Origin of the sequence: Paraburkholderia lebeckiae, from assembly GCF_050436225.1 — a bacterium.
In the GTDB taxonomy this organism is placed as follows: Bacteria; Pseudomonadota; Gammaproteobacteria; order Burkholderiales; family Burkholderiaceae; genus Paraburkholderia; species Paraburkholderia tuberum.
This window is the reverse complement of record NZ_JBNDLU010000002.1, coordinates 4,235,663-4,250,774: the sequence shown is the minus strand read 5'-3', so window position 1 is coordinate 4,250,774 and position 15,112 is coordinate 4,235,663. Positions and strand designations below refer to the sequence as shown.

Genomic DNA, 15,112 nt, shown 5'->3' with positions numbered 1-15,112 from the left:
TCTGTATCTAGGGGTAATCTGGACCCACCGCGCTTCTATTGGTCGGAACGCGGTGGGTAACGTCTAAATGTGACTTCCGTGAAGGCAGCTCAGGCAGCGAGCACTTCGCTGTTCGCCTTCTTCGCGGCGAGTTCGCCGAGCGCGCGCTTGTATTCGGTCGGGAACACCTTCACGAACTGACGGCGTGCCGCGTCCCAGTTTTCGAGCAGCGCCTTCGCACGCGGAGAGCCCGTGAACTGGAAGTGACGCTCGATGAGCCCCTTGAGCAGCGCTTCGTCGGTCGTGCCGCGATGCCACACGCCCCGATCGACCGTGCGCTCCTGTTCGGCCTGTTGCAGCACCGGTTCGAGCGCGACCATCGACTTGTTGCACTTGCTCGCGAACATGCCGTCCGGATCGAACACGTACGCGATACCGCCCGACATGCCGGCCGCGAAATTACGGCCCGTCTCGCCGAGCACGACCACCGTGCCGCCCGTCATGTATTCGCAACCGTGGTCGCCCGTGCCTTCGACGACCGCCGTCGCGCCCGAGTTACGCACGCAGAAACGCTCGCCGGCCACGCCGCGGAAGTAGGCTTCGCCTTCGATCGCGCCGTACATCACCGTGTTGCCGCAGATGATGTTCTCTTCCGACTTGCCGCGGAAATCGTTGGTCGGACGGATGATGATGCGGCCGCCCGACAGGCCCTTGCCCACGTAGTCGTTGCCGTCGCCGACCAGATCCAGCGTGATGCCCTTCGCGAGGAACGCGCCGAAGCTCTGACCCGCGGTGCCCTTCAACTGGATGTGGATCGCGTCGTCCGCGAGACCTTCGTGGCCGTACTTCTTCGCGATCGTGCCCGACAGCATCGCGCCGACCGTGCGGTTCACGTTGCGCACCGGCTGGATGAACGACACGTGCTCGCCTTTCTCGATCGCGGCCTTCGCCTTCTCGATCAGCGTGTGGTCGAGCGCGCGGTCGAGGCCGTGATCCTGCACGTCGACATGCTTGCGCGCGACTTGCGCCGGCACTTGCGGCTGGTAGAACACACGCGAGAAGTCGAGGCCCTTCGCCTTCCAGTGCTCGATGCCCTTCTTCGTGTCGAGCAGTTCCGCGCGGCCGATCAGGTCGTCGAACTTGCGGATACCGAGTTGCGCCATGATTTCACGCGCTTCTTCCGCAACGAAGAAGAAGAAGTTCACGACGTGTTCCGGCTGGCCCTGGAACTTCGCACGCAGCACCGGGTCTTGCGTCGCGACGCCGACCGGGCACGTGTTCAGATGGCACTTGCGCATCATGATGCAGCCTTCGACGACAAGCGGCGCCGTCGCGAAGCCGAACTCGTCCGCGCCGAGCAGCGCGCCGATCACGACGTCGCGGCCGGTCTTCATCTGACCGTCGGCCTGCACGCGGATACGGCCGCGCAACTGGTTCAGCACCAGCGTCTGCTGCGTTTCGGCGAGACCAAGTTCCCACGGCGTGCCCGCATGCTTGATCGACGACAGCGGCGATGCACCCGTGCCGCCGTCATGACCGGCGATCACGACGTGATCGGCCTTCGCCTTCGCGACCCCCGCTGCAACCGTACCGACGCCCGACTCCGACACGAGCTTCACCGAGATGCTCGACGACGCGTTCACGTTCTTCAGATCGTGAATCAGCTGCGCAAGGTCTTCGATCGAGTAGATGTCGTGGTGCGGCGGCGGCGAAATCAGGCCGACGCCCGGCACCGAGTAACGCAGCTTGCCGATATAGTCCGACACCTTGTGGCCCGGCAGCTGACCGCCTTCGCCCGGCTTCGCGCCCTGCGCCATCTTGATCTGGATCTGATCGGCCGACGCGAGGTACTCCGCCGTCACGCCGAAGCGGCCCGACGCGACCTGCTTGATGCGCGAGCGCAGCGAATCGCCTTCCTTGAGCGGAATGTCGACGACCACTTCGTCGCCGATCACGGACTTCATCGTGTCGCCGTTCTTGATCGGAATGCCACGCAGTTCGTTGCGGTAACGGTTCGCGTCTTCACCGCCTTCACCGGTGTTCGACTTGCCGCCGATGCGGTTCATCGCGACGGCGAGCGTGGCGTGCGCTTCGGTGCTGATCGAGCCCATCGACATTGCGCCGGTCGCGAAACGCTTGACGATTTCCTTCGCCGGTTCGACTTCGTCGAGCGGGATCGCCTTGGTCGGATCGAACTTGAACTCGAACAGGCCGCGGAAGGTCATGTGGCGCTTGGTCTGATCGTTGATCAGATGCGCGTATTCCTTGTACGTCTGGTACGAGTTACTGCGCGCCGAGTGCTGCAGCTTGGCGATCGCATCCGGCGTCCACATGTGTTCTTCGCCGCGTACCCGGTACGCGTACTCGCCGCCCGCATCGAGCATGTTCGCGAGGACCGGGTTGTCGCCGAATGCTTCGCGATGCAGACGGATCGCTTCTTCCGCGACGTCGAACAGGCCAATGCCGCCGACTTTCGACGACGTGCCGTGGAAGTACTTCGACACCAGATCCGCGGCGAGACCGACCGCTTCGAAAATCTGCGCGCCGGTGTACGACATGTAGGTCGAAATACCCATCTTCGACATGACCTTCTGCAGGCCCTTGCCGACTGCCTTCGTGAAGTTGTAGACCGCCTTCTCCGCCGACAGGTCGCCCTTCAGGCCGGCCGCGAGCTGGCTCAGCGTTTCCATCGCGAGGTACGGGTGCACGGCTTCCGCGCCATAGCCCGCGAGCAGCGCGAAGTGGTGCGTTTCGCGCGCCGAACCGGTTTCGACGACGAGACCCGTGCTCGTGCGCAGACCCTGCTGCACGAGGTGCGTGTGGATCGCCGCCGTAGCGAGCAGCGCCGGAATCGCGACGTTGTCGCGGTCGGTCTTGCGGTCCGACACGATCAGCATGTTGTAGCCGGACTTGACCGCATCGACGGCTTCCGCGCACAGCGACGCAAGGCGTGCCTCGATGCCTTCCTTGCCCCAGGCGACCGGATAGCAGATGTTCAGTTCGTACGAGCTGAACTTGCCGCCCGTGTACTGATCGATCGCGCGGATCTTCGCGATGTCCTTGAAGTCGAGCACCGGCTGCGACACTTCGAGACGCATCGGCGGGTTGATGTTGTTCGTGTCGAGCAGATTCGGCTTCGGGCCGACGAACGACACGAGCGACATCACCATGTTTTCACGGATCGGGTCGATCGGCGGGTTCGTGACCTGCGCGAACAGCTGCTTGAAGTAGTGATAGAGCGTCTTGTTCTTGTTGGACATGACCGCGAGCGGCGAGTCGTTGCCCATCGAGCCGACGGCTTCCTCGCCCGCTTGCGCCATCGGCGCCATCAGGAACTTCAGGTCTTCCTGGGTGTAGCCGAACGCCTGCTGGCGATCCAGCAGCGCAGCAGCTTCGCGGCGTTCCGTCACGACGTCTTCGGCCTTCGCCTCGATCTCGTCGAGCTTGATGCGCACGGCGTCGATCCAGCTCTTGTACGGCTTGGCGTTCGCGAGGTTGTCCTTCAGTTCCTTGTCGTCGATGATGCGGCCGTGCTCCATGTCGATCAGGAACATCTTGCCCGGCTGCAGACGCCACTTCTTGACGATTTTCGACTCGGAAATAGGCAACGTGCCGGCTTCCGACGCCATGATCACGAGGTCGTCGTCGGTGACGATGTAGCGCGCCGGGCGCAGACCGTTACGGTCGAGCGTCGCGCCGATCTGGCGGCCGTCGGTGAACGCGATAGCGGCGGGGCCGTCCCACGGCTCCATCATGGCGGCGTGGTATTCGTAGAACGCGCGGCGGTTTTCGTCCATCAGCGTGTGCTGTTCCCAGGCTTCCGGAATCATCATCATCATCGCGTGGACGAGCGGGTAGCCGGCCATCACCAGCAGTTCGAGACAGTTGTCGAACGATGCCGTATCCGATTGGCCCGGATAGATCAGTGGCCACAGCTTCGGCAGATCGTCGCCGAGTACGTGCGAGGCGATCGCGCCGGTACGCGCGTTCAGCCAGTTGACGTTGCCCTTCACCGTGTTGATTTCGCCGTTGTGGGCGATCATGCGGTACGGGTGAGCCAGTTCCCACGCCGGGAACGTGTTGGTCGAGAAGCGCTGATGCACGAGTGCGAGCGCCGACACGACGCGCTCGTCCTGCAGGTCGCGGTAATACACGCCGACCTGACCCGCAAGCAGCAGACCCTTGTAGACGACCGTGCGCGCCGACATCGACGGCACGAAGTATTCCTTGCCGTGCTTGAGCTTCAGCGCCTGGATGCGATGGCTCGCGGTCTTGCGGATGATGTACAGCTTCCGCTCGAGCGCGTCGGTCACCATGATGTCCTTGCCGCGGCCGATGAAGATCTGGCGGATCAGCGGCTCGCTCGCCTTCACCGTCGGCGAGATCGGCATGGCGTGGTCGACCGGCACGTCGCGCCAGCCGAGCACGACCTGACCTTCGGCCTTCACCGTACGCTCGAGCTCCTGTTCGCAGGCAATGCGCGACGCGTGCTCCTTCGGCAGGAAAATCATGCCGACGCCGTATTCGCCAGCCGGCGGCAGCGTCACGCCCTGCCTGGCCATTTCTTCGCGATAGAAGCCGTCCGGAATCTGGATCAGGATGCCCGCGCCGTCGCCCATCAGCGGATCGGCGCCGACTGCGCCCCGGTGGTCGAGGTTCTCGAGAATCTTCAGGCCCTGCTGGACGATTTCGTGACTCTTGTGGCCCTTGATATGAGCGACGAAGCCGACGCCGCAGGCGTCATGCTCGTTTTGCGGGTCGTACAGACCTTGGGCGGCGGGAACCGGGTGAATCGGTTGCTGGTGGTCGTTCATGGGGACACCGTCTGTGAGGAGGCCGGACAGGCCGTTAAACCATTGTTTTTTTGCCGCAGTGCGCTTCGCGACCGCGACGGCGCTCTTCTCGCAGCAAGACTGCGCGGCACGAAAAGCGTCGGAAATCGGAATATACGCGACGAATCAAGGAAATAGCAAATAAAACCTAGTGATCGGCCCCCGATTATCAAATTGGTGCATTGCGATTATTTTTTATTGGTTCCATATCAATTTGGGGCAAAAGAAAACGGCATACGACATGCCGCCTTCATGCAGTCCCTTGATGCAAAACGCTTTAATCGGATTTAAAGCGGCTCTATCGGCGCCGCCGGGCATCGCCCTGCCCCCGCCTCACTGCGTATGCGGCGTCTCGCGCACCTTACGTGGCCGGCCACGCGGTAGGGGCGACACACGTCGGTTGGCGGCGCGCGCCGCCCATTCGCGGTACGTGTCGCTGCCGAGCACCCAGCCCTTCAACGTGGCTTGCTGGAGCTGGCTTGCCTCGCGCTCGTCGAGCGGCTGCTCGCACAGTTCGCGATAAGCACGCTGCCGCTCGAACGGCGTATTGCCGAGCGACCAGTAAAGGGGATGATCCGTGATCAGACTGTCGAGGGTGAGGCCGATGTGATGACGATAGCTCGACCAGCGATAATCCTCGGCCGCGTTGACCAGTTCCAAGCGCACCGGACACATTTCGACGACGCGGCTCGCAAGCAGGAAGTAGCGCTCACCTTCGATCACGGTGGCCCGGTAACGGCCTTCCCACAAGGTGCCGCGGCGCGCATAGCGCCGGTTGAAGTGCGCGACGTAGCGCCGCCCGACGGCCTGCATCGCCTTGGGCAGACTCGACTCCTCGGTGGGCGTGACCAGCAGTTGCACGGCGCCCGGCATCAAGGCGTAAGCGTGGATGGAAAGGTGATGGTCCCGGGAGGCCGCCTTCAAACAGTCGATGAAAAGCTCGTAGTCCTGGTCGTCGACGAAGGCGGGCTGCTGGTCGAGCCCGCGGAGGATGACGTGCTGCGGCTGGTCGGGGACATAAAGACGTGCAAGCCGTGCCATGCTGGAGTGTCCAATAGTCGCGTTGGTATATACCCGAAGGTCCGAAGAGCCGCATGGGCGCAAGGTTCGGCGCCATGCGGCCAAGCCAGAAACCACGCGGCGCTTAGGGAGAAAACTCTAACCGCCGCGTATGGTTTGTTTCAAACGTTGTAGTCATAATGAGCGGGCCTTTTTTGGAGGAGCACATATGAAATTAAAACAGGCCGTAACGGGGATGGCAGTGCTAGCCTGCGTGAGCACGGCAGCGCACGCACAATCGGCCGGCACCTTTTTCTTCTCGACGGGCTGGTTTCATCTGGCGCCCCAATCGAGCAGCGACCCACTGACCGTGACCAGCATTGGCGGTAGCCCAACCAACATCACCGAAGCCAACACCGGCGCCTCGCTGAGTTCGGCCGATACCATCGGTTTCACCGCCGGCTACTTCGTCACCGACCATATCGCAACCGAATTCGTCATTGGCGTCCCCCCTACTTTCGATCTGTTCGGCACGGGCAGCTTCGCGCAGTTCGGTAAGCTCGGGCAGGCCAAACAGTGGAGCCCGACGCTGCTGTTCAAGTACTACTTCAACGCGCCGACCGCTTCGTTCCGCCCGTATCTCGGTCTCGGTGTGAGCCGCATCTGGTTCACCGACGCACACATTTCCAACAGCGCATTCGAAGCCAACGTTCTGCATGGTCCGACCAGTGTGTCGACGGATAGTTCGTGGGTACCTGTGTTTAATGCGGGCTTCACGTACGCCTTCAATCAGCATTGGTTCGCCGGCGTGTCGATCTCGTACCTGCCGCTCAGCACGACCGCAAAGCTCAGTTCGGCATCGGCCACGCCGGTCGGCACGCTGACCGTGCAATCGCAAACCAAGATCAAGCTGAACCCGATCGTCACTTACGTCAACGTCGGTTACCGTTTCTAACGCTTCGCTAGAGCGGGTAGCTTGAATTAGGGTAGTCGAATTTTCGCGACCTGGGGAACGCCGTCATCGAACCGATGACTGCGTTTGCATTTGGCGTCTCTGTTGCATCGGGATGGCAACGTCATCCGGCATCAGCGTTTGTAAATTTGACGCGAATTCGGCGCGTCGGTGTGCAAAATCTGGCGACCATACGGGCACGCGCCATCCTGTCGCGAGCCGCACGCGTGCAGCGTTGCCGGCGATGCAGCGCTTGGCATCGAAGTTGCGTTTAGATGGCGTTTCCTACGCGACGACGCGATACCGCGTCTGCGCATAGCGTGTCCGCGCGACGATGCGCGGGGCCTTTCAACTCATCGACGGAGCGACCATGACAGCACTTCCAAATACGCGAGACGCCCTCGGCGAATCCTGGACCAGCGCGAGTCGCCGCGCGCGGCGCATCGCTCGCCATAGCCGCCACGCGGCCGAAGATATCGCGGTCGAGTTGCGCACCCTGCTGTCGGAACTCGAATCGACCTTGGCCGACGGCACGCAGGCCGACGCCGTGGCCCTACGCGGCAGGCTGCGCAAACAGTTGGACGCCGCGCGCGAGCGGCTGAACGACACGCGCGACGCGATGCGCGATCGTGCGGGCGTCGCGATCTCGGACGCCGATCACTACGTGCATGAAAATCCGTGGCAGACGATTGCGATCGTCGGCGGGCTTGCGCTGGTGGCGGGGGCGCTGTTCGCGTCCCGTTCGCGATGACGCTGGCTTGCCCGGTTTGACGGTGCTGGCACGGGGGGCGCGACGGCCGCTTCGATGCGGCAAGGCTGAACGTTACACCGCTTGCCGCGCCCAGCCGCTAGCGCCTAGTTATCGTCGATCACGAACAGCCGCCGATACTCCTTCAGCGCGTAACGATCGGTCATCCCCGCGATGTAATGCGCGATCAAACGCGGCTGACACGTCGCATCGGCCGACTGATAGTCGGGCGGCAGCAGCCGCGGGTCGTCGGTGAACGCGTCGAACAGGCCGACCACGACGCGGCGTGCCTTGTTGGCCATGCGCATCACCCGATAGTGACGGTACATGTTTCTGAACAGGAAGCGCTTGAGCGCCGCGGCCTGCGCGGCGATCGCATCACTGTGCGCGACGAGCGGGGGCGCCGCGCGCACGTCGTCGAGTGACGCCGGCGCGTAGCGCGCGAGATTGGCCCGCGTCGTTTCGATCAGATCGACGATCAGCGTATTGATCACGCGCCGCACCGTCTCGTGAATCAGCCGACGCCCCTCGATCTGCGGATAGTCGCCGCGCGCCGCCTCGCAGTGCATCTGCCACAGTTCCACTTCGGCGAGCTGCTCGAGCGACAACAGACCGGAGCGCAGACCGTCGTCGACGTCGTGATTGTTGTACGCGATTTCGTCGGCGACGTTGGCGATCTGCGCTTCGAGCGACGGTTGCCGCCCTTCGAGAAAGCGCTCGCCCAACGTCCCGAGCCGGCGCGCGTTGTCGCGCGAGCAATGCTTGAGAATGCCCTCGCGCGTCTCGAAGCACAGGTTCAACCCATTGAACGCTCCGTAGTGCTCTTCAAGTTCGTCGACGACCGCGAGGCTCTGCAGGTTGTGCTCGAAGCCGCCATGCTCGCGCATGCATTCGTTCAACGCATCCTGGCCGGCATGGCCGAACGGCGTATGGCCGAGATCGTGCGCCAGCGAAATCGCTTCGACGAGATCTTCATTGACGCGCAGATTGCGCGCAACCGAGCGCGCGATCTGCGCAACTTCGAGGCTATGGGTGAGGCGCGTGCGAAACAGGTCGCCCTCGTGGTTGACGAATACCTGAGTCTTGTATTCGAGCCGCCGGAATGCGGTCGAGTGGACGATGCGGTCGCGGTCGCGCTGAAACTCGGTACGCGCGCTCGGCGCGGATTCCGCATAGCGACGCCCACGCGACTGGCTCGAATGCGCCGCGTACGGTGCGAGATGCGCTTCGAGCGCCTGCTGGGTCGGCGCGGGGACGGCGGGTGCGGCAACCGCGGCAGCGGCATCCGCGGTGCTGGCCGTGGCAGCGATGACGCCGTTCCCGGCGCCTGCGCGCGCGCTCGTCGTGTCATGCTGGATATCGTCGCTGCGCCTGTCAGTCACCGGGTCCTCCGAAACATGGGCGGCGCCTCGTGACGCGGGTGCGTGAAGCGTGGCTGCAGGGCCGTGTCGAATCTAGACGGCGGCGGCCAGCGTCGCATGCACGTCGGCGTCGGGCGCGCGGGTGATCAGTGTCTCACCGAAACGCTTCAGCAGAATGAACTTGATCGCGCCGGCTTCCGCCTTCTTGTCGATCTGCATCAGCTCGATGTAACGATCCGCGCCGAGCGCGGGAGCACGAGTGGGCAGATGCGCGGCAAGCACGACGTCGACGAGCCGCTTGCGCGACGCTTCATCGAGATGGCCGAGCCTCACGGACAGATCCGCCGCCATCACCATTCCGCAGCCGACCGCCTCGCCGTGCAGCCACTCGCCATAGCCGAGTCCGGCTTCGATCGCGTGGCCGAACGTGTGACCGAAGTTGAGGATCGCGCGCAGACCACCTTCGCGCTCGTCCTGCGCCACCACCGACGCCTTGATCTCGCACGAGCGTTTGACTGCCTCCGTCAACGCCTGCGGTTCGCAGCGGTTCAAAGCATCGATATTGGCCTCGATCCAGGTGAAGAAACCGGCGTCGGCGATTGCGCCGGTCTTGATGATCTCGGCGATGCCCGCCGCGAGTTCGCGTTCGGGCAACGTACGCAATGCGCCGATGTCAGCGATCACCGCCCGAGGCTGGTAGAACGCGCCGATCATGTTCTTGCCTAGCGGATGGTTGATGCCGGTCTTGCCGCCGACCGACGAATCGACCTGCGACAGCAACGTGGTCGGCACCTGGATGAACGGCACGCCGCGCATGTAGCAGGCGGCGGCAAACCCGGTCATGTCGCCGATCACACCGCCACCGAGCGCGATCAGCGTGGTCTTGCGGTCGGCGCGCGAGCCGAGCAGCGCGTCGAAGATGAGGTTCAGCGTCTGCAGATTCTTGTGAGCTTCGCCGTCCGGCAAAACCACCGTGGACACCTGCTTGTTCAGCGGCGCAAGCGCCGCGCGCAGCTTGTCGCCGTAGAGCGGATCGACGGTGCTATTGGTGACGATCGTGACCGAGTTGCCGGCGATATGCGGCGCGAACAGCGCGGTCTGGCCGATCAGGTCGGCACCGATATGGATGGGGTAGGCGCGCTCGCCCAGTTCGACGTTGACGGTAATCATACGGTCCATTATGACGCAGGAGGTTTGGCGACGCCGGCCATCTCGAGCTGCATCAGAACCATGTTGACGAGTCCGTTGACCGAGGGCCGGCCGGTTTCGATCACGAAGTGCGCGCATTCGCGGTACAGCGGGTCGCGCACTTCATAGAGCGCTTCGAGGCGCGCCTTGGGGTCTTCCGTTTGCAGCAGCGGGCGATTCTTGTCGCGCCGCGTGCGCAGCCACAGGTCATGCGGATTGGCGCGCAGATAGATCACGAGGCCACGGCTTTTCAACGCTTCGCGGTTTTCCGGCCGCAGCACTGCACCGCCGCCGGTCGCGAGCACGATATCGTCGCGCCCGGTCAGCTCCGAGATCACGCTCGCTTCGCGATCGCGAAAGCCCGCTTCGCCCTCAAGCTCGAAGATCACGGGAATGCGCGCGCCCGTGCGCGCCTCGATTTCATGGTCGGAATCGAAGAACGGGCGCTCGAGACGGCGCGCAACCGCCCGACCCACAGTGGTTTTTCCTGCCCCCATGAGCCCTACGAAAAAAACATTGGCGTGTGCGTCCCGCGCTTGCAACGGTATCCTCTGGCTAATCCGGTGTAGTTCGTGCCGCAGCTTACTGGCAAAGCGGCTGCCTTGTCGAGCCTGCGCGCCGCCGGCGGACGGCGGCGCATGCGTGCCCTATATGCCCTAATTTTCCCGCACCACGCGCGGCGTGATGAAAACCGCCAGTTCGCTACGCGTGTCGCGATGAGTCCGATGGCGGAACAATGCGCCCAGAACAGGTATTTTGCCGAGGAGGGGCACCCGCTCGACGTCGTCACGGTCGTCGGTCTCGTAAATTCCGCCGATCGACACCGTACCGCCATCCTCGACCTCGACGCGCGTTTGCACGTGCTTGGTGTTGATCGCGGGCCCGGCGTCGGTCTGCTCGCCGACGCTGTCCTTCGCGACGTCGAGATCGAGCACCACGCGGCCATCCGGCATGATCTGCGGCTCGACCTCCAGTTTGAGCGTCGCGCGGCGAAACTGCACGCCCGATACGCCCTGGCCGACCTTCGCCTGATACGGTAGCTCGGTGCCCTGCTCGACGATCGCCTTCATCCGGTCCGCGGTAACGACCCGTGGACTCGACACGATTTTCCCATGCCCTTCGGACTCGAGCGCCGAGAGCTCGATATTCAGCAGCCGGGTCGCGTGAGCCGCGAACAGCGTGAGGCCAGCGGTCGCGGCATCGAATCCGGAGATCGGTCGGGCCGACAGATCGTACACGGAGCCGTCCGTTCCACCCGTCAGCCCCCTCGACGTACCGTCCGCGCTGGTGCCGGCGAGCGACAGCCGCACCCCGAGATTGCGCGAAAAGCCCTGGTCGCCTTCGACGATCTGAGCCTCGATCAGCACCTGGCGAGTCGGCCGGTCGACGGAAGCGATCAGCGCCGCGATCTGCTCGAGCCGCCCCGCGAGATCGGTGACGAACAGCAGGTTGGTGCGCGGATCAGCGGTGACGGCGCCACGTTTGGACAGCACGCGCTGGGTGCCGGAACCGGTCAGCAGGCGACGCACGTCCTCGGCGTGCGCGTAGTGCAGCTCGAACGTGCGGCTCGCGAGCGGCTCGAGGTCCGCGGCGCGCGCGTGGGCTTCGAAGCGCTGACGTTCGCGCGCGGCGAGCTCGGCGGCAGGCGCGACCCAGATTACGTTGCCGTGGCGCTCCATCGCCAGATTGTTGACGTCGAGCAAGGTGTCGAACGCGGTGCGCCACGGCACCTTGTCGAGACGTATCGACACGGCGCCGCGCACTTTGTCGCTGGCGACGATGTTCAGGCCGGTGAACTCGGCGAACGCTTTCAGGACCGCGCCAAGTTGCGCACGCTGAAAGTTCAGCGAGATCGGCTTGTTGCCGGCGGGAAGGCCCGAGTCCGCACTGGCCGCAGCGTCGGCGAGGCGCGGCCGCGGCGGCAGCGGGACCGGCGGGCCTTCGAGACTGGGCGTGCCGGCACTGTCGTCGCGAGCCGGGTTTGCGGGCTGGTTTGGCGAAGGCGGCGGCGTTGGGCCGTTGGCGACGTCGTCCGCGGAAGCGTCGGGTGCTATCGCGGAACGCGGGGCCGGCTGGAGGGTGTCCGGCTCCTGGGCCGCGCCTGGCGTGGAAACGTCGCCGAACGGATTCGCCGCCTGGCCGATGCCGCCGCTCGGCAGCGGCGCCGTCTCGTAGGCGGTGTTGGCCGATACGGCCGGGTCGTCGAGCGCCGCGTAAGTCGGCAACGGCGGCAGCAGCAGTGGCGTCGCTGCCTGTGCGACGCCGGCAACCAGCGTCGCGGCGACGTAGAGCCCGAAACACCGTCCGGAGACGACGCGGACCTCGCGTCCGACACCCAGCGTCGCCACGCTCCATCGCTTGAGCGGGCGCATCATGACGGCTCCGTCAGCGTCAGCGTGCGCGTCGCGCCGCCGTTCGCGAGCGTAATGCCAAGCGCGTCGAACTGTGTGACCCGCTCGACGCCCAGTCGTTGCCCGGCCGCGACCGTCGTCGTGCCGTCTGGCGTGTCGAGCAGCGCGAGCCCGCGGGTACGATCGCGCAGCAAACCGACAAGGCGCAACTCAGAGGTATCGCCCAGCTCGCCGCTCGCGGAGATCTGCGACTTCGCAAAAGGATCGAAGAACACGAGGCCTTCGTCGTCATCGTCGGCAGCCTCGTCGGCGTCAGGGCTCGCGTCGGCGCTCGCAGCGGGGGTGTCGGGCACCGGTCGCAGCGCGGCGTACACCTGCAGCGTCGCGGCCACCGCGAGCCCTTTGCCGTCCTGCTTGACGGTCACGTCGACGGGAACGATCAGCACCGGCAGTTGTGCGAGCCCGTGGAAAAACGCCATCAGGTGAACGAAGTCGGTGCGCGCGGTGAGCTGCAGCACGCGCATCCGCTCGACGCCCTCGCCGCTCGCCGCGCCCGGTTCCACCGCAAGTAGCGCGACGCCGCTTTGCGTGGCCAGCTCGGAGACGATGCGCACGTCGTCGGCGGAGTTCCACGACACGGCGCTCGGCTCCGTGGCCGGCATCGCTGCGGCTGCACGGCGCAGCGACGGCAGCTGTGCGAGCGTGTGCCGCGCGTCCGCGAGCCGCTGCGTGCTGACCGCGAGCGCCGCGCGGCTCGCTTCCAGTCCGGCGAGATCAGCCGCGTTCCAGCCGTACGCGCCGACGCCGAACACGAGCGCGGCAAGCGTCGCCGCGACGAGCCAGCGACGGCGCCGGCTCCACGCCTCGAGCGGCACACGCGCCCGCTTGACCCAGCGCGAAAAACCAGCGGACCCATGCGCCGCACCACCCGCCTCGAAAAAGGTCGTGCTCATCGCGCACCTCCCGTTCGTGCAGCCTTCAGGGCGCGCGTCGCCTTGTGCGGCGGATCGCCCCAGCGCAGGCGCGCATCGAACTCCACGGGTCCGCCTATCGCCTGTTCCGTCGACGCGTCGCCCTTCCCCGTCGCCCGATGCAGATCGCGCATCTCCGCGCCCTGCACGCCGTGGATCGCGCCGAGCCGCTTGAGCCACTCAGCCGACGCGATATGGCCACTCGAAGTCGCCAGCAATTCAGTCTCGTACTCGCGCTGGCGCAACTGCCGCAACACGACGCGATCGCCGGGTTCGAAGCTCAGCGCGTCGAGCAGATCGCGCAGATGTGCGAGCGGCCTCGCGAGACTCGCGGCGCGCGCCGCGGCTTCGCGCTGATCCTGTTCGGCCCGCGACAGCTTCGCGTGCTCCGCGAGCGGCGCGGCGAGCGGAGTCAGCGCCTGCCCGGCCGCCGCGCGCCGCGCATCGAGCCGCGCTGCGGCGAAGCTCTGCCAACCGGCGACGAGCAACACACCTGCGGCACCGACACACGCAGCCACAGCCCAGTCGCGCATACAGCGGCGCCGCGCGAGTCGCGCGTTGCGTTGGCGATACGGCAGCAGATTGAAGCCGCCCAGCCACGGTACAGCGGCGCGCTGATCGGTACTCGCGGCGACGCCAGACGAAAACGACAGAACGGCCCTCATTCCAGCACCCCGCGCAACGCGAGCCCAAACGCGACCGCGCCAGCCGGCTCGTGCAGCAAGGCGTCGTCGAGCGGCCGCGCGTGGCTACCGAGCAGCGCGCATTCGAACGGCAGCGCCGAGCAGCCGAGCACGTCGCCAATATCGGCGAGTGAAAAGCCGACGCCGTCAAGCAGATCGATTTCGCCGCCGATCAGCGCGCAGTCGAACTCCGGCCCTCGCATGAGATCGCGCAACGCGTCCGCGAGATCGGCATGCTCGGGCGCCGGGTAGCGCATCTCGCCGACGCTCGCGCCATCGACGACGCTCCAGCCGTACACGCCGTCCGTACCGACCCACACCGCCGCGTACGGCTCGTTCGGGTCGAGCTCGCGACTTGCCGCGTGGCGCAGCGCGCGCAATGCCGCGTGTGGTTCGCCATCGATCGCGGACAGCGAAATCCCCGCGGTCGCGGCGCATTCGATCCGTGCTTCGAGATGCTGACGCGCGGTCGCGGCGATCTTCACCGAGCGCACCGGCGACGGCGTCTCGTCGACGTACCAGTCGACCGCGAGCGCATGACGTTCGAGGCCGGCGATGCGCTCCGCCTCTCCCATCACCGCGGGCGCAAGTCCGGCGAGCGCAACGCCGCCGCCCTCCGCCTCGCAGTCGCTCTGAGCGGCGAGCCGCGCGAGCGGCACTGTCGTCGTCAGCGTGGCCGACGAAGGCACGGCCATCGCGCAGCGCAGCGCGTGCGTCGCGCACACGCGCGGCAAACCGGCGAACGCATCGCGCAACGCCCGCGCGACGGCCTGCCGATCGACGATCTCGGCGCCCGCCATGGCGCCGGCCGCGAGCGGCACCGTGCTCATATATTCGAGATGCAGCGCGCCCCGGGCGCGTTGACTCACCACGACGAGACGCACGTTTTGCGAACCGACATCGATGCCGGCGGCGAAACGCTGCCGGCCCTCCCGCACCGCCTGAAGCCACGAATTTTTATAGGCCATACCGCCCTCCCTTTGACTCACGCGACGAACCATTCGAACGCGAGTAACGAGGGATCATTGTCGGCAGACGCACGTCCTAA

Annotated in this window: 11 protein-coding genes; 2 read left to right on the top strand and 9 right to left on the bottom strand. The window is 65.3% G+C overall.

Translation table 11 applies throughout. The features are described 5' to 3' along the window. Positions 1-89: 89 nt before the first annotated feature. Both OKW45_RS34225 and OKW45_RS34220 read right to left on the bottom strand, forming a co-directional pair. A complete protein-coding gene (locus OKW45_RS34225; protein ID WP_429473209.1) occupies positions 90-4,793 on the bottom strand; it encodes a glutamate synthase-related protein in 4,704 nt (1,567 codons plus the stop codon). A gap of 351 nt (positions 4,794-5,144) precedes the next feature. Continuing rightward, positions 5,145-5,852: a transposase gene (locus tag OKW45_RS34220; protein ID WP_018420184.1), complete on the bottom strand. Its 708-nt coding sequence runs from the start codon at positions 5,850-5,852 to the stop codon at positions 5,145-5,147. Between the two features lie 187 nt (positions 5,853-6,039). Between OKW45_RS34220 and OKW45_RS34215 the strand changes: the two genes are divergently transcribed. Both OKW45_RS34215 and OKW45_RS34210 read left to right on the top strand, forming a co-directional pair. Further along, positions 6,040-6,765: an OmpW/AlkL family protein gene (locus OKW45_RS34215; RefSeq protein WP_026225733.1), complete on the top strand. Its 726-nt coding sequence runs from the start codon at positions 6,040-6,042 to the stop codon at positions 6,763-6,765. A gap of 367 nt (positions 6,766-7,132) precedes the next feature. Then, positions 7,133-7,513, top strand: coding sequence for an ElaB/YgaM/YqjD family protein (locus OKW45_RS34210; RefSeq protein WP_013090729.1), 381 nt, complete (start codon positions 7,133-7,135; stop codon positions 7,511-7,513). Positions 7,514-7,617: 104 nt separating this feature from the next. Here the strand turns inward: OKW45_RS34210 and OKW45_RS34205 are convergent, their stop codons facing one another. The 7 genes from OKW45_RS34205 to pilM all read right to left on the bottom strand — a co-directional run bounded on the left by OKW45_RS34205 (position 7,618) and on the right by pilM (position 15,032). Then, positions 7,618-8,820, bottom strand: a complete 1,203-nt coding sequence (locus OKW45_RS34205) for a deoxyguanosinetriphosphate triphosphohydrolase (protein WP_429473405.1) — start codon at positions 8,818-8,820, stop codon at positions 7,618-7,620. Between the two features lie 144 nt (positions 8,821-8,964). Beyond that, positions 8,965-10,050: a 3-dehydroquinate synthase gene (gene aroB, locus OKW45_RS34200; RefSeq protein ID WP_429473207.1), complete on the bottom strand. Its 1,086-nt coding sequence runs from the start codon at positions 10,048-10,050 to the stop codon at positions 8,965-8,967. After that, positions 10,050-10,601 (bottom strand): shikimate kinase, encoded by a 552-nt coding sequence (locus OKW45_RS34195; protein WP_026225731.1) that lies wholly within the window; start codon positions 10,599-10,601, stop codon positions 10,050-10,052. The genes aroB and OKW45_RS34195 overlap by 1 nt, the downstream gene beginning before the upstream one ends. Positions 10,602-10,715: 114 nt before the next feature. Beyond that, complete coding sequence (locus OKW45_RS34190) at positions 10,716-12,434, bottom strand: type IV pilus secretin PilQ (RefSeq protein ID WP_429473206.1); 1,719 nt, start codon at positions 12,432-12,434, stop codon at positions 10,716-10,718. Further along, positions 12,431-13,363: a hypothetical protein gene (locus OKW45_RS34185; protein WP_429473204.1), complete on the bottom strand. Its 933-nt coding sequence runs from the start codon at positions 13,361-13,363 to the stop codon at positions 12,431-12,433. Before OKW45_RS34185 ends, OKW45_RS34190 begins: the two co-directional genes overlap by 4 nt. Then, entirely contained in the window at positions 13,360-14,046 is a 687-nt protein-coding gene (locus OKW45_RS34180) for a fimbrial assembly protein (RefSeq protein WP_429473203.1), read from the bottom strand. The genes OKW45_RS34185 and OKW45_RS34180 overlap by 4 nt, the downstream gene beginning before the upstream one ends. Next, positions 14,043-15,032, bottom strand: coding sequence for a pilus assembly protein PilM (gene pilM / locus OKW45_RS34175; protein ID WP_429473201.1), 990 nt, complete (start codon positions 15,030-15,032; stop codon positions 14,043-14,045). The genes OKW45_RS34180 and pilM overlap by 4 nt, the downstream gene beginning before the upstream one ends. Positions 15,033-15,112: the final 80 nt, after the last annotated feature.

Excerpts from the sequence above, each read along its gene's own strand:
- OKW45_RS34225 (WP_429473209.1), bottom strand. The coding sequence starts at position 4,793 with ATGAACGACCACCAGCAACCGATTCACCCGGTTCCCGCCGCCCAAGGT.
- OKW45_RS34220 (WP_018420184.1), bottom strand. The coding sequence starts at position 5,852 with ATGGCACGGCTTGCACGTCTTTATGTCCCCGACCAGCCGCAGCACGTC.
- OKW45_RS34215 (WP_026225733.1), top strand. The coding sequence starts at position 6,040 with ATGAAATTAAAACAGGCCGTAACGGGGATGGCAGTGCTAGCCTGCGTG.
- OKW45_RS34210 (WP_013090729.1), top strand. The coding sequence starts at position 7,133 with ATGACAGCACTTCCAAATACGCGAGACGCCCTCGGCGAATCCTGGACC.
- aroB (WP_429473207.1), bottom strand. The coding sequence starts at position 10,050 with ATGGACCGTATGATTACCGTCAACGTCGAACTGGGCGAGCGCGCCTAC.
- OKW45_RS34190 (WP_429473206.1), bottom strand. The coding sequence starts at position 12,434 with ATGATGCGCCCGCTCAAGCGATGGAGCGTGGCGACGCTGGGTGTCGGA.
- OKW45_RS34185 (WP_429473204.1), bottom strand. The coding sequence starts at position 13,363 with ATGAGCACGACCTTTTTCGAGGCGGGTGGTGCGGCGCATGGGTCCGCT.
- OKW45_RS34180 (WP_429473203.1), bottom strand. The coding sequence starts at position 14,046 with ATGAGGGCCGTTCTGTCGTTTTCGTCTGGCGTCGCCGCGAGTACCGAT.
- pilM (WP_429473201.1), bottom strand. The coding sequence starts at position 15,032 with ATGGCCTATAAAAATTCGTGGCTTCAGGCGGTGCGGGAGGGCCGGCAG.